At 61.2% G+C, this 23,674-nt stretch carries 14 protein-coding genes; 6 read left to right on the top strand and 8 right to left on the bottom strand.

Annotation, left to right across the window (positions count from 1 at the left end; all coding sequences use genetic code 11):
• The first annotated feature begins 90 nt into the window (after positions 1-90).
• The gene (locus INF32_RS07665) at positions 91-576 is read left to right on the top strand and encodes a Dps family protein (RefSeq protein WP_226387758.1); all 486 of its coding nucleotides are present in this window, start codon (positions 91-93) and stop codon (positions 574-576) included.
• Positions 577-673: 97 nt separating this feature from the next.
• On the opposite strand, the gene INF32_RS07660 is transcribed toward INF32_RS07665, so the two are convergent.
• The 6 genes from INF32_RS07660 to INF32_RS07635 form a co-directional block, all read right to left on the bottom strand.
• Positions 674-2,860, bottom strand: a complete 2,187-nt coding sequence (locus INF32_RS07660; protein ID WP_226387757.1) for a HEAT repeat domain-containing protein — start codon at positions 2,858-2,860, stop codon at positions 674-676.
• A gap of 71 nt (positions 2,861-2,931) precedes the next feature.
• Positions 2,932-5,166: a HEAT repeat domain-containing protein gene (locus INF32_RS07655; protein ID WP_226387756.1), complete on the bottom strand. Its 2,235-nt coding sequence runs from the start codon at positions 5,164-5,166 to the stop codon at positions 2,932-2,934.
• A gap of 21 nt (positions 5,167-5,187) precedes the next feature.
• Positions 5,188-7,386, bottom strand: a complete 2,199-nt coding sequence (locus tag INF32_RS07650) for a HEAT repeat domain-containing protein (protein WP_226387755.1) — start codon at positions 7,384-7,386, stop codon at positions 5,188-5,190.
• A gap of 145 nt (positions 7,387-7,531) precedes the next feature.
• A complete protein-coding gene (locus INF32_RS07645; RefSeq protein ID WP_226387754.1) occupies positions 7,532-9,127 on the bottom strand; it encodes a DUF6850 family outer membrane beta-barrel protein in 1,596 nt (531 codons plus the stop codon).
• Positions 9,128-9,169: 42 nt separating this feature from the next.
• Entirely contained in the window at positions 9,170-10,453 is a 1,284-nt protein-coding gene (locus tag INF32_RS07640; protein WP_226387753.1) for a DUF4876 domain-containing protein, read from the bottom strand.
• A gap of 13 nt (positions 10,454-10,466) precedes the next feature.
• Positions 10,467-13,361, bottom strand: coding sequence for a TonB-dependent receptor (locus INF32_RS07635; protein ID WP_226387752.1), 2,895 nt, complete (start codon positions 13,359-13,361; stop codon positions 10,467-10,469).
• Positions 13,362-13,750: 389 nt separating this feature from the next.
• Here INF32_RS07635 and INF32_RS07630 point away from each other — a divergent pair, with 389 nt between their 5' ends.
• A complete protein-coding gene (locus tag INF32_RS07630; RefSeq protein WP_226388127.1) occupies positions 13,751-15,034 on the top strand; it encodes an L-cysteine desulfidase family protein in 1,284 nt (427 codons plus the stop codon).
• A gap of 287 nt (positions 15,035-15,321) precedes the next feature.
• Here the strand turns inward: INF32_RS07630 and INF32_RS07625 are convergent, their stop codons facing one another.
• Positions 15,322-15,492 carry an indolepyruvate ferredoxin oxidoreductase subunit alpha gene (locus INF32_RS07625; protein WP_226387751.1) on the bottom strand — a complete coding sequence of 57 codons (171 nt, stop codon included), beginning with the start codon at positions 15,490-15,492 and terminating at the stop codon, positions 15,322-15,324.
• Positions 15,493-15,584: 92 nt separating this feature from the next.
• Positions 15,585-16,856: a serine--tRNA ligase gene (serS, locus tag INF32_RS07620; protein WP_226387750.1), complete on the bottom strand. Its 1,272-nt coding sequence runs from the start codon at positions 16,854-16,856 to the stop codon at positions 15,585-15,587.
• Between the two features lie 96 nt (positions 16,857-16,952).
• Between serS and INF32_RS07615 the strand changes: the two genes are divergently transcribed.
• The 4 genes from INF32_RS07615 (at position 16,953) to INF32_RS07600 (ending at position 23,671) form a co-directional block, all read left to right on the top strand.
• Positions 16,953-17,762, top strand: coding sequence for a glutaminyl-peptide cyclotransferase (locus INF32_RS07615; protein WP_226387749.1), 810 nt, complete (start codon positions 16,953-16,955; stop codon positions 17,760-17,762).
• Between the two features lie 13 nt (positions 17,763-17,775).
• Complete coding sequence (metH, locus tag INF32_RS07610) at positions 17,776-21,411, top strand: methionine synthase (RefSeq protein ID WP_226388126.1); 3,636 nt, start codon at positions 17,776-17,778, stop codon at positions 21,409-21,411.
• 77 nt (positions 21,412-21,488) lie between these two features.
• A complete protein-coding gene (locus INF32_RS07605) occupies positions 21,489-22,451 on the top strand; it encodes a methylenetetrahydrofolate reductase (protein WP_226387748.1) in 963 nt (320 codons plus the stop codon).
• A gap of 2 nt (positions 22,452-22,453) precedes the next feature.
• Entirely contained in the window at positions 22,454-23,671 is a 1,218-nt protein-coding gene (locus INF32_RS07600; RefSeq protein WP_226387747.1) for a M20 metallopeptidase family protein, read from the top strand.
• Positions 23,672-23,674: the final 3 nt, after the last annotated feature.

The following is a 23,674-nucleotide window of genomic DNA, read 5'->3' as shown; positions in this document are numbered from 1 at the left end:
TAGTATATTTATTTGATTTATGAATTTCCTTGCCCTATCTTTGTCTCATCGAAAGGAAATGAAAAACAATAACAATAAAAAATTACGATTATGAAAACACTGGATTTTATCGGACTGAACGAACCGAAAACAAGAAGCGTGGTATCTTCCCTCAAGAGGCTGTTGGCCGACTATCAGATTTTTTACGGCAACCTGCGCGGTTTCCACTGGAACATACAGGGCCCCGATTTCTTCGTCCTGCACGCCAAATTCGAAGAGCTCTATAACGATGCCGCCGAAAAGGTGGACGAGATCGCCGAGCGGATTCTCACTCTGGGCGGCGTGCCCGAAAACCGGTACAGCAAATACCTCGGCGAAGCCGGACTGAAGGAGGTGGCCGGTGTGAACTGCGGTCCGGAGGCGCTGAAAAACGTGCTCGAGACCTACGCTTATCTGATTGCCGAGGAACGCAAGCTGCTGGCGCTGGCTTCCGAGGCCGAAGACGAAGGTACGGTGGCACAGATGAGCGACTACCTCCGCGAACAGGAGAAACTGGTGTGGATGCTCACCGCCTATGCCTCCAAACCGGCCGAGTAATGACAGTTTCGAAATAGTTAGGTGAATATTGGCAGTAATGCCGGAAGGCGGCCCGAATCCGGGCCGCCTTCCTTGTGTCGTCGTGCGGGAGGGAAATCTACTTGCCTGTCAGCCGCGCTTTCGTCTTGCGGGCTTCGTCCGCGACGGACGACGGCTGTCCTGCGGCGATCAGCCTGTCGCACATCTCCACGATCATCCCCTTGCGGTACGAATCGGTGAACCAGCCGAGCGCTTCGACCATGTCCCTGCGCAGCGTTTCCGGCTGGGTGCCGTCCAGCGCGAAGGCCACGTAGCGGGGAACGTAGCGGTGGTAGTGGTTGTTCCGCAGCATGAAGACGCTCCAGGACCGTTTCTTGTCGGATTTCGTGGTGTCTTCGAGCGTCGTGAGGTTCTCTCTGACGTACTCTTCCGTCCGGTCGATCCAATCCAGCAGTTCCTGCTTCCTGGCCGTCGTCGCAGGCCATATCCGCTCCTTGCCGTCGAACTGCCGTTCGATTTCGGCCTTCACCTTTGCCGGGTCGAACAGGGTGAGCGCGTCCCGGCTGTAAAACTCCGTGCGGGGAGAGAGCATCTCCTCCTGCATGGCACGCACCAGCAGCGGAATCAGTGCGTCGTCGCCGCATTCGCCGATTTCCTTCATGCTGAAACGGCGTACCAGTTCGTAGTTGTCGTTCAGTCCCGCTTCCACGGCATCCCGTACATCCGTTCCGCCCCGCCGCTGCAACAGCCGGAAGGCTTCCATGCGCACCACGCCGTAGGGCGAGGCGGCGAGCCGTTCCTTCAGCAGCTCCCTCACGCCCGTGTATCCGTTCTCGCTGAGGCGGCGGAGCGCCATGGCCTGCACGTCGGCCGAGGTGTGGTCGGCCAGTTTCCGCCATAGGCGGTTGTCGCCCCGCCTGACCGTGAGGGCTTCGTTGATGTCTACCGAAGGAGCCGCCGTATTGGCGAAACGGTAGGTCGGGTCGCCGAACAGATGGGTCTCCAGATAGTGGACATGGCGGCCCCATTGTCCGATCCGGATACCGGCCGCGAAGAGCCCGAGAAATTCATCCGGCCATTTGTCCTGGAGGGAGTTGACCGAGCATCCCTGGGCGGCCACCGTCCTCCCTTCCGTGAAGAGATAGGCTCCGGCCACGTAGTCGTCCCAGTGGAACGAACCGTTGCTGCACGCATCGTGCATGATGAACCGTGTGGCCGGACGGCAGCGGTAGATGTCTTCCGTCTCGATATTGAGCGTGAGGGCCCGGAGCGAATCGGCCCGGCTCAGAGAGTCGTTCGTGGCGAACCACGCATCGGGAAAACCCCATTTCTCCTGCCATTCGGCCCGGGTCTTCGCTTTGTCCTTCGAGCGTTTCATGATGGCCCGCAGGCCTCTCCGTATCTGTTCCACGTGGTCGTCGATCCATAAGGCGGGTTCGCTGCCGCTGATGTACTGCGTCTGCTCTCCGCCGTGGTGATGCCCCAGCACGATGTCCGTGCCCGGCCGCTGGATCTCCTCCAGGATGCGCTCTTTCATCGGAAAGAAGACGTCGTAGTCGGTGAACCGTGCCCGGCCCCCGTAACCGAACAGGGCCGGAAACTGTTCCCGCAGCGCCCGCTGTTCGTCGGCCCACGCATTGGGATCGTCCGAATTGTAGCCGTGGCCCCGGAACATGAAGAGGCTGTCCACCGGATTGTTTTCGCCCTTCTCGGCCACCACCTTGCGCAGGAAACGGTCCAGCAGCGCGTACTTGTCCGTTCCTTCCCGTTCGGGCGCCTTGATACGGGCCGAGTAGATGTCCGAGTCGATATGCTGGGCCGAGGAGGGGTTCATGGTGTAATAGTAGTAGAGGGGCTTTACCGAATCCCGTCTGATGAAGTCGAATTTCAGGTCGAAGTCGTCGTAATAACGGTCCGAAGGGACGGACGACTCCTGCCAGTCCCGGCTCTGGTCCATTTTGAAAGCCGAGGTGAGATGCTGGGCGTCCCTCAGCATGGGGATCGGAATGTCGCCCACCAGAACGATGCCTTCCAGCGGCATTTTTCCCCCGGCGAGTGCGATGATCCTCTCCCGTATGGCTTCCGGGGCATCGCCGTCCGTGACGAGTATCCAGGTGGCCAGCCGGTCGCGTTCCACCGCGTCGCGGTAGGCTTCCACCGCCTCCCGGCTCTTTTCGTAGCTGGTGCGGTCCACCACGATGGCGAACGAGGTGGGCGTCTTCACCGTGGGGGCGATTTCCCGGATTTCGGCTCTCGTCAGCAGCGGGACGAGCAGCAGGGCGGGCAACAGATTTCTTCTCTTCATGGTTCCTGTTCGTTTGAGTGAAAGAGGGCGGCCGGAATTCCGGAAGGAACCGCCGGCCGTCCGTCATCGGTTTATTGCAGGCGGATGATCGTCTGCGTCAGTTCGCCCCGCAGTTCGGGGGCCATGTCCTTCTCCTCGGCGAGTATTCTGCGGCAGCCCTCGACGATGTCGGGTGCTTTCCTCGAATGGGTGAACCAGCCCAGAGCCTCGGCCATGATGACCCGCAGCCGGGTGCTGTTCTCCCGGTCGGCTACGAACTTCAGAAAGTCGTCCGCATATTCGTGGTAGGTGTAGTTGCGTACCGTGCGGATCGCCATTTTCCGGGCCTCCTCCTTTGCCTTGCGGTCCATGATCCGGGCCACGCATTTCTCCTTCACGCCGGCCGACGAGGCGATCATGTCGGCCATCTCCTTGCGTTTGGCCTCCTTGTCGGGCCACAGCGAGCGGTCCACCGCGCGGTTCATGGCCTCCGTCACCTGGTCCGAAGGCAGCAGGGCCATCGCTTTTTCGAGCGTGTAGGCCACCCGCTGCGATTCGGGGTCGTTCAGGTACACGTCCACGATATCTGGAATCAGCGACGGATCGCCCGTCATCCAGGCATAGTTGGCCGCATTGCGCCGGATCAGTTCGTAAGGATCGCGCAGTCCCAGCCGGATGGCTTCGATGAAGTCGGCATTGTCGTACCGGCTCAGCAGTTTCAGACACTCCATGCGCGTGGTGGCAAACGGACACTCTTTCATGATCTCCAGCAGGCGGGCCGACGGCATCGGTTTTTTGCCGTCCGCCATCGTGCGAAGCGCCACCGAACGGATGTCGGCATAGTCCGAACCCAGGTAACGCTCCCATACCTTCGTTTTGCCGCGGAGAGCCGTCATGTCGGAACTCAGCGTGTTCGGTTCCACGGGCTTGAACCGGAAGGTCGGGTCTCCCACGATGTGCCCTTCCAACGTGGCGATCAGCCGGTTGTACTGTCCTACACGCACTCCGTGCGAGAGCAGCCCCACCATTTCGTAGGTCCAGCGGTCCTGCAGAACGTTTACCGTGTTGCCCTGTGTGGCCACCGTGCGCCCGTCGTTGAAAATGTAGTAGGCCGCTATGCAGCCCGGCCGTTGGAACGATCCGTTGTAGCAGGCGTTGAACATGACGAAACGGGGCATCGTCTTCACCTTCTCCAGGTCGTCCAGCGTGATGGTGATGTTGTCCCGGTGGTTGGCGCTCAGTCCGGGAACCGTTTCGACCGGTGCTTCGGCGGCTTTCCCCGCATCTTCCTTCTTCGGCTCTTCGAAGAACGAGGGCAGCAGTCCCAGCTCTTTCATGAAGTGCTGTTTAGCTCCTTCCGGATCGCCCTCCTCCTTATCGGCTTCCCGGCCCACGTAGTAGTCCACTTCCGATTTGATCAGTTTCATGCGGTTCTCCGTCGAGTTGCCCGGAGTGTTCCCGTTGATGTGCTGCAGATGGATCGACCCGTGCTCGTTGAAAAGCATCACGTCCAGTTCGTCCCGCTGCAACTGGTCGAAGAGGCGGAATTTCATGAATTCGTCCATCCGGAAATTGAGGTGCATGGCCGACAGGTGATCCCTGCCCGTCAGCGGGAAATTCTCGTTGACCGCCAGCTTCTCGTCGAGCCATACGTTCAGACAGTCCGAATTGTAGGCGTCTCCGGCGAAGGTCACGATGTGGTCGATCTGTTTCGTCCGCTCCTTTTCCGCCACGGCCTTGCGCAGGAACTTGCCGATCGCTGCGTAGGGGTCGCCTCCTTTCTTGGGCGGATACATGATCCGGCCCGAATAGTAGGTCGGGTTCAGCCGCTGGGGACTGTCGTCCGCGAGCTTGTAATAGAAGTGGCGCGGATTCACCGTGTCCTGCTCCAGATAGTCGAATTTCAGGTGCAGGTCGTCGTAGAAACGGTCGGATGTGACCGAGGCGTCCTCTTTCGGAAACCGCTCTTCGTCCATCTTGAAGGCGGTGGTCATGTGCTGGGCATTACGCACGAGCACCACCGGAATGTCGCCGATCAGCACGATCCCCTCTAGGTTCGGCTGCTTCCCGTACAGTTTCTCCAGCTCTCCGCGCAGTTGTCCGGGATTTTCCCACCGGGCGCTCAGCACCCAGGTCGAGAGCCCGTCCTTTTCCAGTGCCCGGCGGTAGAGGTTCACCTCTTCGGCGCATTTTTCATAGGTTTTGTCGTCGATCACGATGGCGAACGAGGTGGCCTGTCTGGAGGCCGGTTTCTCGATCTTCACCTCTTGCGCGTATACGGCCAGCGGGAGTGCGGCGGCCAGCGCGATTCGCAGTATGTTTTTCATGTGCATCTTCGTTTCTGGGGATTATTTGACCGGTTGGAGCCGGGAGCAGGCCCGGGTCAGCTCCTGTTTCAGTTCGGGCGAACATTTGCCGCTGTCGAGTACCCGGCGGCAGGCGGCGGCGATCTCCTCCCGCTGGTTGGAGAGGGTGAACCATGCCAGCGCCTCGGCCAGGTGCACGCGGATGAAGTCGCTGTTCGATTCGTCTTCGAGCTCGGCCAGCACCTGCGGAATGATCTGGTGGTAGGGGCGGTTCTTGAGGAACGTGATGTAGAACTTCCGCCAGCGGTCTTTCTGGCTGTGGTCGGTGATCGTCTCCAGACTGCTCTGCGAGGGATTCGCACTGACGAGTTTCGTCAGTGCGGCCCGGTATTTGGGCGCGTCGCAGAAATCGGCCTTTTCGAAGCGTTCGTCGATGGCTTTCAGTACCTTGTCCTTGTCGAAACAGAGCAGTGACTGTTCGATGTTGAAGATCACCCGGGCCGAATTCTGGTCGTTGATATAGGCTTCGATCAGCACAGGGATGAACTGTTCGTCGCCGCACAGCCCCATGCGGTGGCATCCGATGCGCCGGATGAATTCGAAACTGTCCGAGGGCGCTTTCATCAGCGCCTTGCGGAAATTGTCGTCGTTGACGGCCTCCAGCAGGTGCATGCAGTTGTAGCGGACCACGGCGTGGGGCGACCGGCAGAAGGTGTCGTACAGCAGGTCGGAGATGCCCGGACAGCCGTTCAGATAGAGCCGGATCAAGGCATAGTTCTGCACGTCAGGAATCGGGGAGGAGAGTTTTTCCTTCCAGAATTCGTTGTCCGTCCGCAGCGATGCCGCATTCATGTCCTCGTCGAACGAGGGGGCGAACCGGAAGGTCGGGTCGCCGTGGATGTGCGATTCGAGGATGTTGATGTGGCGTGCCCATACGCCCAGCCGTGTGCCGCAGGCCAGAAGTCCCAGCAGGTCGAACGCCGATTTGTCCTGGAGGACGTTCACGCTGTTGGCGAAAGCCGCCACGCACATTCCGTCGGAGAAGATGTATTTTCCGGCGATATAGTCCTTTTCACGGAAATCCCCGTTGTAGCAGGCGTCGAAGATCACGAAACGGGCATTGGGCCGGATACCGTTCACGTCCTCCAGCACGATGCCCCGTTTCAGGTCGGTCAGCGAATCCTGCGCCCTCACCGCCGGGTCGAGCGCGTCGCGGAACCACGACGAATCGACTCCGAGCCTGTCGGCTTCGGCTTTGGCCCGTGCGAAGGGGTCCTTCTCGCCCCGGGCCGCATCCCGGCGCACCGTCGAGCGGAGAGTCTCCTTGACGAGCGCCATGTTGTCTTCCAGTTCGTAGGTGTCCTGGTCTCCGGTCAAGTACTGCCGCTCGGGCATCCCGTGTTCGTGGAAGACCATCATGTCCAGGTCCGGGCGCCGCAGCTCCTTGATGACGTTGTCTTTCATGTAGGGGGCCATCGAGTAGCGCATCAGCTTCATGCCCCGTTGGCGGGTGAAGATGCCGGGAAACTGTTCGTTCATCAGTTGCTGTTCGGACCGCCAGGCCACCAGCGAGTTGGAGTACGAACCGTGCCCCGTGTAGGAGACGAACCGGTCGAACTCGTTCCGTTCCCTGTGGGCTCTGACCGCTTTTTCCAGATAGGCTGCAATCTGCCGGTAGGGGTCGCCGTTCGAAGCCTGGGGACGGATGCGGCCGCTGTATATGTCGCAGGTGATGGCCTGGGGCGAATCGGGCGCCATGCGGTAGAAGAAGAGCATCCCCTGCGTGGAGTCGGCCAGCGGAGTGAATTTCAGGTCGAAATCCTCGTAGAAACGGTCGGAGGGTACCGACACGTCGCGCAGCGGATAGCTCCGTTCGTCCATTTTGAAAGCCGACGTGAGGTGTTGTGCCTTGGTGATCATCGGAACGGGAATTTCGCCGATGAAGACGGCTCCTTCCAGTTTTTCCTGTCGGTAGAGCTTCTCCAGCAACTGCTTCACCTCTTCGGGCGAACGCCAGTTCTTGTAGGCCACGAACGTGGGCAGGCCTTCCGCTTCGAGTGTGGCCTTATAGCTCTCCACCTGCGGAGTGCAGTGCACGTAGGAGGCGCTGTCGATCACCACCACGAAAGAGGTATTCCCCTTTTGGGCGGGAGGCACGACCGTCTGTGCACGGCCTGTTCCCCCTATCGACAGGAGGACCAGCAGCGAGGCGGCGGCTTTGCAATGATTCGGTAGTCTCATGTGTCTGTTTTTAGATATGTTTGGTTAAATATTTAACATACAAATAGTTGCGAAGTATGTTCCTTAACAAGCGGAAAGTGAGAGACGATGGGTTCGTCTCTCACTGTTTCCTGTGGGATTGTCCGGTGTTCGCTCCCGGAGGGCGTCAGAATGCCATGCCCAGCCTGAAGGTAAGGTAGCTCCGGTTGTTGAACAGACTTCGGTTGCCGTGTGCCCGGTACAGGTCGAATGCGGCCCCGGCGTAGCAGGCCGTGTTTTTCAGGATACCCGTGTGCGAGTAGGTCACCGCCACCCCGCCGTTGAGGTAGCTGGTGCTCAGGTAACGGAAATCTTTCAGCGTGAAATCCTTGTAACATTCGTTGTCGGCCTGGTAGCCGTTGTAGTCCATTTTCGAGGAGAGGTTCTTGCTCGCCCCTCCGTGCAGGTCGGCCAGCAGCCGGCTTTTCTGCCCGGTCCGGAAATTTTTCCGGGCATAGGCCTCCAGCGTCAGGCTCTCCACGTCCTGCGTGCTGCGCGGCAGGTAGTAGATATTGGCTATTTTCCGGTAGGCGGCGCCGGCTCCCACCGTCCAACTGTAACTGTTGCCCTCTTCGTTGCGCATGAAGGACAGTTCGCCTTTCAGGTCGGTGACTTTGAAGTTCGACCGCACGTTCTTGAACGTCACCACGTAATCCATGATGTCGGGGTTGTTGTCGAATTCGGTGAGGTATTCGATGCCGTCCATATCCTGCCGGCTCCACGACAGGTTCAGGTACCACGAGTCGCGGCCCGTGCCGTTGTCGAACCGGGCGTTGACCTGTGCATCCCACCGGTCCTGGCGGGTGGTGCCGATCAGTTTCGGCCGTTCGTCGCTGCTCTCCGCGCTTTCGGCCGTCTTCGCGTCTTCCACCTCGTAGGCGTAGTTGCCCGAAACGACGATTTTCACCTGGCGGCCCGAGAATCCGTACTGAAGGCCTCCGCCCAGGTTGTTGGCGTTGTAGTCGCGCATGGTCAGGGCGTTGGAACCCAGTCCGGTCACCATTTCACGGAAGAAACCGGGCGCCACCATCACCCAGATCGTCTGGCTGACACGGGAGTTTACCGTCCGTGCGTATCCGTATTCCCGGCGGCTGTAATAATCGAAGTCGGCGCCGATCGAGTGGCGGTTCATTTTCAGCAGCAGGCTCGGTTTCACCTCCACCCGCGACATTTCTATTTCGGGCCGGGGGTCTTTCTGCTTGGCACCGTCGGCCACGGCATACGACCCTTCGAAGCCGAGGTACAGCACGTCGCAGTAGAGAGGGGTCGCCGCTTTCACCTTCATGTCGAAACTCTGGTTGATCCAGTTGCTGAGCCCCTTGTCCGCAATATAGTAGGGCGTTCCGCGGAACGGGTCGATCAGCGAGGCGTTGTACTGTGCGTTTCGGATTTTGTCGCGGGAGTAGTTGAATTCTCCCCAGGCGTAGAACCGTTTGTCCTTTCCGAGAAATCCCCCTCCGTCGGTGCTGAATCCGAATCCGGTGTTCATTTTGCCGCTCTGGGGCCGCTTGAACGTTCCGTCCGTGCGGGTGAAGTAGAGGTCTGCATCGGCGTAGTAGGCGGCATCGTCGATGTAGGCTCCCGCGGCGTTGCCGGTGTGGGACAGCCACAGGTTCTGGGTCTTGATCCGTTCGATCGAAGCGGCTGTGTTGGGGGTTCTGCCCGTCTCCTGCGCCCGTGCCGGAACCGCGCCCGATACGAGCAGCAGGCAGCTGATGATCATGAGGTTTATATGTTTTGTCATAATGTTCAAACTTGAATGGGATTAGTGATTGCTGGGACTCCAGCTCGGAACTTTCTCGCCGTTGCGGCGGATGGCCGGCCGGTCGTTGATCTGGAAATCGTCGGTGGAGTTGTTCGTGTCCTGATACAGGGGGGTGCCGTCGGGCCGCTCTCCGATCTTTTTCCGGCTGACGGATTTCCCGACGTAGATCTCACCCACGGAGAAACCGCCCGCATCCACGAATCCGGGAATGCGCTTCATGTTCAGGTCGGACATCGAGGGAAGGAACTCCACGCCGTCCATGACCGTTTCGGCCGGAATCTTGGCCCATTCGTAAGTGCCGTTCACCTCTTTCTGGGTGGTCTCCCCGAGCTTCCAGTAGTTGGTGTCCCCGAACGTCAGCGCCTGCCCGGGCTGGTAGAGGCAGAATGCGGCTCCGGATACGGAGGTCAGCCACTGCCACGTGTTGATGTAGCCTCCCCAGAATACGTATTGCAGGTTGGGTACGTTGGGATTGTCCCGTTCGGGTTTTCCTCCGGCCCACATCTCCCATTCGGCCATCGAGTTGTCGAACGAGTTGGGATTGTTTTCCCTGTGGTCGCGGGATTCCTGTACGATGATCACCGATTCGCCCGGCGCCAGCGGATAGTCGGTTCCGTTGCCCGGGAACTGCCACAGCGTGATGCCGTACACGAAATTGTCCTTTCCCTCCGATGCGGGCCAGGCCGGCAGTACGGCCGTCGCCTGATCGGGATAGAGCTGCGTGAAACAGAGGTGGTCGAGGTAATAGACTTCGTCTCCGTTGTTGTAGATTTCGTAGGTCTGGTCGCGGAAGTAGTAGGGGGAAATGCCGCAGTAGTAGACCTCCTTGATGCAGAGGGGGCCTACTTTGGCCGGACGCAGGTTGAGTGTCGATCCGGCGGCGGCCTCTTCCCGCGAGACGTTTTTCGTCAGCGAGATGTTCTGGGCGGCCCCGTTCAGGTAATAGGTTTCCCCTTCATTCTCCACGGAACCGGCCACGTTGATCGTGTAGACGCCCGGGGTGAGCGTCGCCGTGGCGATTCCGTCGGCATCCACCGTGGCGGAGGTGAAACTGCTCTCCTCGTAGTTGACGAAGGTGGCTTTCAGCCCTTCGGTCGGGAAGTTCGGGTCGGGTTCGCCCTTGCCGTCCGCGTCCACGAATCCGGTCACGGCATTCACTTTGTAGGAGACGGTGATGGGTTCCACGATTTCCGCGTCGCCGGCTTCGGTCATCATTTCGGAACAGGACACCAGACCCGAAACGGGAAGCGCGAGACTGAGCAATGCGATATATGCTTTTTTCATAGGTTTCTGCGATTTACTTGATTAATGCGGACAGTTCGACGCCGAAGAAGAATTTGTCCCGGTTGCGCCGTACGCGGGTGCCGATGTCCACGTTGCTTTTGAAGTAGGGCATGTTGCGGAACATGTTGTTGGCGAAGAACGACACGCGCAGGTACTGCCCGATCTCCTTGGTCAGGTTGATGTTCATGCAGAGCAGGGGCGGCCGGTTCCGTTCGCGCAGATGGCGGCGTTCGTTGAGGTAGTTGTACCGGTCGAGCCCGTTGAATTCGGGATCGGCCCCTCCCAGTTTCGAAGGATCGAGGTCATACATCTGTCCGTCGTATTTGGAGATGTATTTGACTGGAATCGAGTCGTTTCCGTAGGTGTGCCACAGGTTGTCCTTCCAGATCACGTTGGCGGTCAGGGTGACGATGAAGCCGATCTTCGGAATGTTGTGCGTGATGCGCAGGTTGGTGATGATCGACTCGTGGTGCGACACGTCGTTGCCCGGTTCGAAGACGCCCATGTGGGGATAGGTGGCGTAGTCGGTGCCGGTCGTGCGGTTCCAGAACGTATAGTTGTTCGTCCACGATTTATGGCGTGTCCAGGCTCCGTTGAGCGAGAAGGAGGTGCGGATGGCGTCGATCCGGCCGAAGTCGATCTCCGCCTCGATGCCCTCGGTCTGGTAGGCGTAGTTGTTGGTCGGCATGGTGTATTCCACGAGGATGTCGTTGCTGGCCTCCAGCACCGGCTGGGGCAGCGTCGTCCCGTCATCGGGTACGTCGCCCTCTTCGTACTGCACGTACTTCACGCTCCTGAAACTCGACGGCGTGCTGCCGAACGTGTAGCCGTTCAGGCACTTGTCGCGGTACCAGGTCAGATAGCCCCGCACCTGTCCGATCCGGAAGTCGAGGCCCACTTCCCATTTCTTGGCTTTCGCCATCTGCAGGTCGGGATTGTGGGTGTTGAACACGCGGGTGGTGACGAGCTGGTACATCTGGGCCTCTTCGGCGTAGTAGCTGCTGCTGTTGTCGAAGTTCAGCATGTCGAAATAGGCATTGTCGGGCGAGAGAAGGGCCACCGAGGGTGCCTTCATCGTGATGCCGTAACCGCCCCGGACGCTCAGGTGCTGTTCGGGCAGAATGTCCAGCGATGCGTTCAGACGCGGAGACCATCCCCCCTTGAAATCGACTACGTGGTCGTACCGTACGCCGGCCACGATGTTCAGTTCCCGGCGGGCGAACGTCCAGCGGAAGCTCTCCTCCGCGAAGGCGCCCAGATGGTTCAGGAACGGAATGTCCTTGTAGGAGCGTTCGCGGTGTCCGGCGAACTGGTACGATACGTTGCGGTAGGGCGGGTATTCGGGATCGAAAACCCGTCCCTGTCCCAGGTTGCCCGAGTTGCGGAAATCGCCGCCGATGAGGATGCGGTGGTTCGTGGGGCCGAGTTTGCCGGCGAAGGTGGCCAGCAGTTTGGCGTAGGTATTGAGCTCCTTGCCGTAGACGTTGTACTGCGATTTGTAGCTTCCGGGCAGAACCCATGCCTTCTTGCCGGCTTCCGCATCCGTGAAGTTCGTCACCTCCGAACCGTCTTCGTCGTAGATGTGCCGGCCGGGGATGCTGGAGATCGTGGCTCCGTCCGTCATGGCCGTGGAGTAGGGATAGTCGGCGTTGGTGAGTTCGTCCTCGTAGTAGGTCCTCTTGTTGGTGTAGCTGACCGAGGCGTTGTATTTGATGTTCTTGAACCAACCCTTGTTGAAGTTCAGCGTTCCGTTCGTGTTGAAGCGGATGCCCAGGTCGCGTTCGTTGAAGGTCTCCAGATCGTCGGCGTCGTCCGGGTTGGGCTCGCCCTTGTCCTTGGAGTAGATGAAGTTCACCACCGAATTGGTGTAGAACTTGCCGTCGAACAGCGTGTTGGTGTAGCCCACGCGGCCCGTCACCCGCTGGTAGAAGTCGTACCCCTGGGTGGGGTCGGCCACGTTATAGGTGTAGTCGGCTCCGTAGTTGATGCTGCCCCCTCCCGCTTTGGGCGAAAGGTTGAAGCCCTGCGTGGCCGAGAACATGTAGACGTTCGGATTGGTGTTGAACTTGATGGCCAGCGGCGAATGGCCCGCTTTGGTGTTGACGATCACGGCGCCCGAGGTGATGTCGCCGTATTCCACGGAGGCGATGCCCCGGATCACCTCGACCGATTCGATGTTGTCCGTGGTGATGTTCCGCAGGTCGAATCCCGAAGTGGGCGTATTCTGCCGGTAGACGGTGGTTCCGTATTCGTCCTCGGTGCTTCCCGGGAGGGCCGTGTTCTGCTGGGAACCCGTGGTCATGGTCAGCACCTGCAGGTTGGCGTTGTTCGAGAGCGGCGAACCGTCCATGATGATCGCCGTGCCGAAACTCTGTCCGCCCCGGATGCCGGTGGCTTGGTTGTAGGTCAGGTCGGGCCTCGTGACGGCCTCGCCCGGCAGCAGCGACATGATGTCGGCCAGCGACGTGGTCATCAGGTGGTCCATCGCCGCCCGCGAGATTTTGGTGGCCGTGGCGGCCCCCGCCTTGCTTTCCTGGGCCGATACCACGATGTTGTCCAGCCGGAACGAGGTTTCTACCATGGCGTACGACAGATTGGTCACGGTTGCCTTGGCATCGACCGTCGTGCTGATCTTTTCGTATCCCAGCGAGGATATTTCAATCTTATAGGTGCCGGGGGCGAGCGACTTGATTTCGAATTCGCCCTGCAGGTTGGTCGTGGTGGCCACGCCGATCTCGGGCAGCGAAACGACCGCATAGGGTATCGGGGTCTTCGTCTTCCCCGACTCTTTCGTCACGACGGAACCGGAAATGGAGACCGTCGTTTTGTTCTGTGCACCTGCATCCCAGAGGGTACATGCGACCAGGGCCAGAGACAAAGAGATGATTTTGGTAAAGATTCTCCTCATACGTCTGTTTGTATTAGTGTTCGTTTGGTTTCGACTGCAGAGAAGAGGGACATTTGTTCGGTAACGCCTTCTTCCCGATCCGTTTATCCGTTTTCTCCGCACTGCCTTTTGGCGTTAATCGAAAAAATTTTATTTTGCAATTATATAGACTAATTTCTATCTTTCCAACCGCATTTACCTTGTTTTGGGGACGTTGTTTTGAAATTTAACCGATTGTAGGTATTTTGCTTACGGATTTTCACCGGATCGTCGTGCCGGGGTGACGATTTGCAGAGGGGCCGAAACCGATTTCCAGTGAAAATAACAAAATAAACGATGTTTGTTTAAAAAAGAAGTATATATTTTCCAATTTTCCGTTACTTTACCGCCTGAATATGAATGGATCGGATATGACAGCCCGGGAGCGGGCCGGGATCGTGGCCCTGATGAAGCGCGAAGTGGTTCCTGCGATAGGATGTACCGAGCCCGCCGCCGTGGCCCTGTGCGTGGCACGGGCGAGGGAGGTGTTGGGGGAGGTGCCTTCGCGGATCGAAGTGTTGCTGAGTGCCAACATGCTTAAAAATGCCATGGGGGTGGGGATTCCCGGAACGGGGATGATCGGGCTGCCGGTGGCCGTCGCTCTCGGGGCGCTGGTCGGAAAGTCCGGCTACGGGCTGGAGGTGCTGAAGGATACCACGCCGCAGGCCGTGGAGCGGGCGCGGGAGATGATCGACGCCCGGGCGATCCGGATCGCCCTCAAGGAGGGGATCGCGGAGAAACTCTACGTGGAGGTGCTCTGTACGGGAAGGGACGGGCAGTCCCGGGCGGTGATTGCCGGCGGGCATACCCGGTTCGTCCACCTCTCCTGCGGGGAGAAGGTGTTGCTCGATCTGGAGACGGGAACCGGCGGGGAAGAGGACGCACAGGCGCCTGAACTCGACCTGCGCCGGGTGTACGACTTCGCCCTCTCTGCCCCGCTGGACGAGATACGGTTCATCCTGGAGAGCGGCCGCCTCAACATGGCCGCGGCCGAGCGTTCGTTCGAGGGGCATTACGGCCATGAGCTGGGACGGGTCCTCCGCAGCCGGGTGGAGGAGAGGGTGATGGGCGAGAGCATCTTTTCGCATATCCTCTCCTACACGTCCGCCGCCTGCGATGCGCGGATGGCCGGAGCGCCGATTCCCGTGATGAGCAATTCGGGCAGCGGCAACCAGGGGATTGCGGCCACCGTGCCCGTGGTGGTCTATGCCCGCGAGTGCGGGGCCGCGGAAGAGGAACTGATCCGGGCACTGGTGCTGAGCCATCTCACGGTGATCTACATCAAGCAGAGCCTGGGCAGGCTTTCGGCCCTGTGCGGCTGTGTGGTGGCCGCCACCGGTTCCAGTTGCGGAATCACCTATCTGATGGGTGGCGGTTATCCCGAAGTGGTGCGGGCGGTAAAGAACATGATCGCCAACCTCACGGGTATGATCTGCGACGGGGCCAAGCCCAGCTGTGCGCTGAAACTCACCAGCGGGGTTTCGACCGCGGTGCTGTCGGCCATGCTGGCGATCGAAGGCAAGTGCGTCACTCCGGCCGAGGGAATCATCGACGAGGATGTCGACCGCTGTATCCGCAATCTGACGCTGATCGGTTCGCGCGGGATGCAGGAGACTGACCGTCTGGTGCTCGAAATCATGACGGACAAGGAGTGATGACCTGCCGCGTGGCGGTACGGAGCCGCACGGCAGGAATGGCCCGTGTTTTCGTAGTGTTATATGCGCGGGGCGATCGGTCCGGTCGGGGATGGCCTGTCGGATCGCATGGCTTTTTGCCGGGCGGGCATCTTGTTCGCCGGCGACGGGGAGGCAGCGGTTGTCGGGCGATGCCAGGCGGAGGTGCCGGTGCGGGTCTCTCTGTGCGGAATGAATAGAAACGCAAAACAAGAGCGGCCGGTCCTCATGGGACCGGCCGCTCTTCGCGCGGCGGATGCCGCGATGTCTTATTCCAGTTCGATAGCCTCTACGGGGCAAACGCCGGCGCAGGTTCCGCACTCGGTGCAGACCGAGGGGTCGATTACGTAAACGTCACCAGCGGAGATAGCCTCTACGGGGCACTCGTCGATACAAGTACCGCAGGCGGTGCAGGTATCTGCTTTGATCTTGTAAGCCATGATTCGTCGTTTTTAAAATGGTAGTGAATGATTATTCGGGGCAAATATATCACTACTTTTTGTAATTTTCAATAAAAATTACCTAAAAGTTGCTATTTGATCATATCGAACCGTGTGTAGGGAACCAGCACTTCGGGGATGCGGATGCCTTCCGGCGTCTGGTTGTTCTCCAGCAGGGCGGCCACGATGCGGGGCAGGGCCAGCGAACTGCCGTTGAGGGTGTGGGCCAGGTGCGTCTTCTTGTCGGCGCCGCGGTAGCGCAGCTTCAGCCGGTTGGCCTGGAACGACTCGAAGTTGGAGACGGACGACACCTCCAGCCACCGTCCCTGCGCTTCGGAATAGACCTCGAAGTCGTAGGTGAGGGCCGACGTGAAACTCATGTCCCCGCCGCACAGCCGCAGGATGCGGTAGGGCAGCCCCAGATCCTTCACGAGACTCTCCACGTGAGCCACCATCTCGTCCAGCGCCTGGTAGGAACGGTCGGGGTGCTCGATGCGCACGATCTCCACCTTGTCGAACTGGTGCAGGCGGTTCAGGCCGCGCACGTCCTTGCCGTAGCTTCCGGCCTCGCGGCGGAAACAGGGGGTGTAGGCGGTCAGTTTGATCGGGAAGTCGCTCTCGTTGACGATCACGTCGCGGTAGATGTTGGTAACGGGCACCTCGGCCGTGGGGATCATGTAGAAGTTGTCCACCTCGGCGTGGTACATCTGGCCCTCCTTGTCGGGCAGCTGGCCTGTGCCGAACCCCGATGCCTCGTTGACCATGATCGGGGGCATCACCTCCGTGTAGCCGGCCGCCGTGTTGCGGTCGAGGAAAAAGGTGATCAGCGCCCGCTGCAGGGCGGCTCCCTGTCCCTTGTAGACGGGGAATCCGGCCCCGGTGAGCTTCACGCCCAGTTCGAAGTCGATGATGTCGTATTTCTTGGCCAGCTCCCAGTGGGGCAGGGCGCCTTCGGGCAGCTTGGGAATCTCCTCCACGATCTTCACCACGAGGTTGTCGGCGGCCGTTTTCCCTTCCGGCACGATTCGGGCCGGGAAGTTGGGCAGGGTGACGATCTGGGTGCGGAGTTCCTCTTCGGTCTTCTTCAGCTCCTCGTCCAGCACTTTCGTGTCGGCCTTGAGCTGGGCGGTCTTCTCTTTGGCCGCGTCGGCTTCCTCGCGCTTGCCCTGCGCGAAAAGCCGGCCGATCTCCTTGGCTATGGTGTTCTGTTCGGCCAGTTTGGTGTCGAGTTCCTTCTGTATCTCCTTGCGGCGGTCGTCCAGCGCGACGATGCGCCGGATCACCGGGGCCGCATCCACGCCCTTGACGGCCAGACGCTCGATGGCATGGGCTTCGTCGTCCCGGATCTGTTTTAGCGTTAACATCCTGTTCTGAATTCGTTAATTTGTCCTTGTTGCTTCTTACGATTCGCAAAGGTACTGTTTTTTTTGTACTTTTGCCCCGTATCATACCCGAAAATTATGAAATACATCCTCGTCACGATCCTCTGCTGTCTCGGCCTGGGCGCCTGTCTGGGCCGGGGAGGAGGGAAAAGCCTCACGGCGGAGCGCCCCAGGCAGGCTTCGGTGCGCGTGCCCGAGCGGTACAGCTACCGGATCGCCGCCGTCCATCCCCACGATCCCTCGTCCTACACGCAGGGGCTCTACTGGGACCGGGGCCGCCTCTACGAGGGTACGGGGCTCTACGGCGAGTCGGCTCTGCTGGAGACCGACCCTGCGACGGGAAAGGTGCTCCGGAGGGAATCCCTGCCGGCCGAACTTTTCGGCGAGGGGATTGCCCGGCTGGGAGACACCATCTACCAGTTGACGTGGCAGGAAGGCCGGGCGCTGCTTTACGATGCCACCACCTTCCGGCGCATCGGCGAGTTCCGCTATCCCGGCGAGGGATGGGGGCTGACCACGGACGGTTCCGTGCTCTACGCCAGCGACGGAACCTCCCGCATCCGGGTGCTCGACCCGCGCGATTTCAGCGTGAAACGGGAGATTTTCGTGACCGCCGAGGGCCGGGCGCAGGAATATCTGAACGAACTGGAGTGGATCGGTGGCGAACTGTGGGCCAATGTCTACATGACCGATTTGATCGTGCGGATCGACCCCGCCACGGGCGAGGTGACGGGTGTGATCGACCTGACGGGCCTGTTGCCCGAAGCCGACCGTACGCCGGAGACGGACGTGCTCAACGGCATCGCGTGGGACCGGGAGACGGGCCGGATTTTCGTGACCGGGAAGAGATGGAGCAAACTGTTCGAGATCGAACCGGTCGGGCGGTAAACGACGATTTATGATGAAATTTTCGATATACGACGAAGCCGGGCGCCGGATTCTGGTGCTCGACGGGGGGCTCGGTACGATGGTGCAGAGTTTCGGCCTGGGCGAAGAGGATTACCGGGGCGAGGCGTTCCGCGACTGGGCGGTGCCCCTGAAGGGATGCAACGACGTGCTGCCGGTGACGGCGCCGCAGGTGATCGGGCGGATTCATGAAGCCTACCTGGCGGCGGGTGCCGACATTATTTCGACCGATACGTTCAATGCCAACGCCGTGTCGCTGGCCGACTACGGGCTGGAAGGCGAGGTGCGCCGGCTCAACCGCGAGGCGGCTGCCCTGGCCCGGCGGACGGCCGACCGCTTTACGCTGGAGAATCCGTCGAAACCCCGTTTCGTGGCGGGTTCGATCGGACCGACCAACCGGACGGCCTCGATGTCGGCCGACGTGAACAATCCGGCGGCGCGCGAAGTCACCTTCGACGACCTTGCGGCCGCCTATGCCGAGCAGGTGCGCGGCCTGCTGGACGGCGGGGTGGATATCTTCCTCGTGGAGACGATTTTCGACGTGCTCAACGCCAAGGCCGCCGTGTTCGCCGTCGAACAGGTGTGCCGCGAACGGGGCGTGCAGCGGCCGTTGATGCTCTCCGGTACGCTGACCGATGCCAGCGGGCGCACCCTGTCGGGACAGACGGTGGAGGCGTTCTGGATTTCGCTGGCCCATGCCCGTCCTTTCTCAATCGGGCTCAACTGCGCCTTCGGCGCCCGGCAGCTGATGCCCTACGTGGAGCGTCTGTCCCGGGTGGCCGAGTGCCGCATTTCGGCCCACCCCAACGCCGGACTGCCCAACGTGATGGGCGGTTACGACGAGACGCCGCAGATGTTCGCCGACGAGGTGGAGCGATATATGCGGGAGGGGCTGGTGAACATCGTGGGAGGGTGCTGCGGCACCACGCCCGCGCATATCGCCGCCGTGGCCCGGGCTGCTGCCCGGTATGCGCCCCGTCCCCTGCCCGAACCCCGCAGGGAGACGGTGCTCAGCGGACTGGAGCCGTTGCGGATCGTTCCCGAGGCCAATTTCGTGAACGTGGGCGAACGCACCAATGTGGCCGGTTCGGCGAAGTTCAGGAAGATGATCCGCGAGGAGCGCTGGGAGGAGGCCGTGGCCGTGGCCCGTTCGCAGGTGGAGGCCGGTGCGCAGGTGGTGGATGTCTGCATGGACGACGGGCTGATCGACGGGGCGGCGGCCATGACCCGGTTCCTGAACCTGGCCATGTCGGAGCCCGAGATCGCGCGGGTGCCCTTCATGATCGACTCCTCGAAGTGGGAAGTGCTCGAAGCCGGTCTCAAGTGTACGCAGGGGAAGAGCGTGGTCAACTCCATTTCGCTCAAGGAGGGCGAGGCGGAGTTCCTGAGACGGGCGGAACTGGTGCGCCGCTACGGGGCGGCAGCCGTGGTGATGCTCTTCGACGAACGGGGCCAGGCCGACACCTGCGCCCGCAAGATCGAGGTGGCCCGGCGGGCGTACGGCCTGCTGACCGGAGCCGGTTTCCCGGCGGAGAATATCATATTCGATCCCAACGTACTGGCCGTGGCCACGGGGATCGCGGAACACGACAACTACGGCGTGGATTTCATCGAGGCGGTACGCTGGATCAAGGCGAACCTGCCCGGGGTGAAAGTGAGCGGCGGGGTGAGCAACCTGTCGTTTTCGTTCCGGGGACACAACACGATCCGCGAGGCGATGCACTCCGTCTTCCTGTATCATGCGGTGGCCGCGGGTATGGACATGGGCATCGTGAATCCGGCCATGCTGCAGGTCTACGAGGAGATTCCCCCGCAGCTGCTGGAGCTGGCCGAGGACGTGGTGCTCAACCGGCGTCCCGACGCTACGGAGCGGCTGATGCGGTATGCCGAGACGGTGGACGAGACGGCCCCGTCGGGTACCGCCGTCGTGGAAAGTTGGCGGGAGCTGCCCCTGCCCGGGCGGATCGCGCATGCGATGGTGAAGGGAATCGCCGACCACATCGCCGAGGATGCGATGGAGGCTTTCCGGGCCGAAGGGTCGCCGCTGGCGGTGATCGACCGCCTGCTGATGCCGGCTATGGGCCGGGTGGGCGAGTTGTTCGGGGCGGGCAAGATGTTTCTTCCCCAGGTGGTCAAGAGCGCCCGGGTGATGAAGAAGGCCGTGGAGGTGCTCACTCCTTATATCGGGGCGGGCGATCCGGTGGCGGGCGCTTCGGCGGGACGTGTCCTGATCGCCACGGTCAAGGGCGACGTGCATGACATCGGCAAGAATATCGTGTCGGTCGTGATGACCTGCAACGGATACGAAATCCTCGACCTGGGGGTGATGGTCGAGTGCGGCAGGATCGTGGACGAGGCCGAACGGTGGGGTGCGCAGGCCATCGGTCTGAGCGGGCTCATCACTCCCTCGCTGGAGGAGATGATCCGTGTGGTGAAGGAGCTGGAGCGCAGGGGGATGACCGTGCCGGTAATCATCGGCGGGGCGACCACTTCGAAAGTGCACACGGCGGTGAAGATCGCCCCGCATTACGGCGGAGTGGTGGTCCACAGCGGCGACGCTTCGGACAACGTGCGGATTCTCTCCCGGCTGTTCGGCCCCGACCGTGAGACCTACATCGCCGGGGTGAAGGAGGAACAGCGGCAGTTGCGGGAGCGGTTCGAACGCCGGCAGCGGGAGAAGGAGCTGCTGCCGTTGGGCGAGGCGCGTGCCCGCCGGTACGTGAAGCCGGCCGACCGGATCGTCGTGCCCCGGCAGACGGGGCGCGTGGTCTTCCGCGATTTCCCGATTTCCGAGGCGGAACGTTATATCGACTGGAACTTCTTTTTCCCTGCATGGGGATTGAAGGGCCGCTATCCGGACCTGCTCTCTTCGCCCGAAAAGGGGGAGGAGGCGCGGCGCCTGCTGGCCGATGCCCGGCAGCTTCTCGGGCGCATCCGGGACGAGGGGCTGCTCGGCCTGCACGGTGTGGCGGGCATCTTCCCCGTGCGGAGCGAGGGCGACGACCTCGTCTTTACGGCCGGGGACGGCAGGGAAGTGCGCATGGCCCAGCTGCGTTCCCAGCAGCGGGACGAACCGTGCAACCTTTCGCTGGCCGATTATGCCGTGGACGGTGCGGCGGGTGCGACCGACTACGCCGGGGTTTTCGCCGTCACGGGCGGTGTGGGGCTCGACCGTCTGGCGGCCTCTTTCCGCGAGGCGGGCGACGACTATAACGCCATCATGAGCAAGCTGCTGGCCGACCGGCTCACCGAGGCGTTCGCCGAAGCGGTGCATGCTTTCGTGCGGCGCACCCTGTGGAGGTACGAGACGGGGCCGGAGCTTCCGCCCGAGGCGGTGATCCGCGGGGAATACCGGGGTATCCGCACGGCCTTCGGCTATCCTGCCTGCCCGGACCATTCGCTCAAGCGGGAGGTGTTCTCCCTGCTGAGGGTGGAGGAGTCGGTGCCGATGACCCTCACCGAAAACTGGATGATCTCGCCCGGCGAGGCCTTGTGCGGGCTGATCTTCGCGGACGAGGAGGCCCGCTATTTCGCGGTGGGACAGATCGACGGCGAACAGACGGCCGACTATGCGGCCCGGCGGGGGTTGAACGAGGAGGAGTTGAGGCGGATCATTCCGCAGAATCTCTGACCCGATTCCGGAGGCGGGGACTTCCGGACGGGGAAATTTTTGAATGAAGGGGCCTCAGAGGCCCGAAACGAACGAATATGCAGATAACGGAAATTATCGAACAGGCCCGCCGGGAGGGCCGCACGCGTTTCGCTTTCGAACTGCTGCCTCCGCTCAAGGGGGACGGTACGGCGGGCGTCTTCTCGGCCATCGACCCGCTGATGGAGTTCGGACCGGCCTATATCAACGTGACCTACCACCGCGAAGACGTCAAGTACGTGGAGCGCGGGAACGGTCTGCTCGAAAAGCGGATCGTCCGCCGCCGGCCCGGTACGGTGGGTATCTCGGCCGCCATCATGAAGCGCTACGGCGTGGAGGCGGTGCCTCACCTGATCTGCGGCGGCCTTTCGCGCTACGACATCGAGGACGCGCTGATCGACCTCGACTTTCTCGGGGTGAACAACGTGCTGGCCCTGAGGGGAGACAACCTGCGGGGGGAGCACTCCTTTGCACCTCACCCGCAGGGACATGCCCATGCCTGCGACCTGGTGGCCCAGATCGCCGATATGAATGCGGGCATTTTCGTGGACGGGGAGGTGCAGCCCTGCCACCATTCGCGGTTCTGTATCGGGGTGGCGGGCTATCCGGAGAAACATGCCGAGTCGCCGAATCCCGAGTCGGACATGCTTTACCTGAAAAGGAAGGTCGATGCGGGGGCGTCGTATATCGTCACGCAGATGAGTTTCGACAATGCCCGCATTTTCGATTTCATCCGCCGCTGCCGCGAAGCGGGAATCACGGTGCCCGTAATTCCGGGTATCAAACCCCTTTCGACCAAGGCGCATCTTACGGTGCTTCCGCAGGTATTCCACGTCGATCTGCCGCAGGAGCTGGTGGCCGAGGCGAGTGGCTGTCCCGACAATGCCGCCGTGCGCGAGGTGGGTGTCCGCTGGGCGGTCCGCCAGGTGAGGGAGCTGCGGGAGGCGGGGATTCCGGTGGTGCACTTCTACACGATGGGCAAGACGGACAACGTCGTGAAAATCATTCGGGAGGCATTGTAGATATGGAAAGGAAGATGATACTCGGGGCGGCGCTGGACCTGTTCGGTACGGTGCTGGAGTATCGCCGCTACCTCCACTCCCATGCGGAACTTTCCTTCGGGGAGCGGGAGACGGCGGACTATATCGCCCGGGTGCTGGAGCGCGAGGGCATCCGTTTCAGCCGGATAGCCGGGACGGGAATTCTGGCCCGGATCGACGGCTACACCTCTTCGAAACGCACGGTGGTGTTGCGGGCCGACATCGACGCGCTGCCCGTCTCCGAGCGGACCGGGCTTCCGTTCGCGTCGGTCAACGAGGGGGTGATGCACGCCTGCGGACACGACATGCATGCGGCGGCCCTGCTGGGGGCTCTGTTGTTGCTGCGTGACCGAAGGGATCGTTTCGAGGGGACCGTGCTGGGATTGTTCCAACCCGGAGAGGAGGTCAATCCGGGAGGGGCTTCGCTGGTGCTGAAGGAGGAGCCTTTCGCGGAGTTCGACGTTGCTGCCGTGATCGGGGAGCATGTCGAGCCGGAGCTGCCCACGGGAACGGTGGGTTTCCGGGCCGGAAAATACATGGCTTCGAGCGACGAGGTGCGCATCACGGTGCGGGGACAGGGCGGACACGCCGCCCTGCCGCACAGACTGAAGGACCCTGTGGTGGCCGCCGCCGCCATGATTTCCGCTTTCCAGCAGATCGCCGGGCGCAATGCCGACCCGCGGGTCCCGACGGTCTTTTCCATCGGGCGGGTGATCGCGGACGGGGCGACCAACGTGATTCCCGACACGGTGGAGATGGAGGGAACGCTCCGTACGTTCGAGGAGCGTTGGCGTTCCGATGCCTGCGACCGCATCCGGGCGATCGCCGCCGGTACGGCAGCCGCCTATGGCGTGGAGGCCGGGGTGGATATTTCGGTGGGCTATCCCTGCGTAGTGAACGACGCCTCCTTGGTGGCGCTTGGGCGCAGCGTGTGCACCGGACTGTTGGGTCGGGAGGCCGTCGTGAAACTGGGACTGAGACCTACGGCCGAGGATTTCGGCTACTATACGCAGCGCTATCCCTCGCTCTTTTTCCGTCTGGGTGTGGGGTATGCCGACGGCCATTCGGCCGGCCGACTCCATACGTCTGCGTTCAATCCGGACGAGAAGGCGCTCTGTTACGGCGTGGCCGTGCTGTCGGCGCTGGCACTGGAGATACTGGGCCTTCCGGCGGTCCGGAAGGATTTGCCGGATGCGGAGTGACCC

The sequence above is a fragment of the Gallalistipes aquisgranensis genome, assembly GCF_014982715.1.
Taxonomy (GTDB): Bacteria; Bacteroidota; Bacteroidia; order Bacteroidales; family Rikenellaceae; genus Gallalistipes; species Gallalistipes aquisgranensis.
This window is presented reverse-complemented; position numbering and strand designations above follow the sequence as displayed.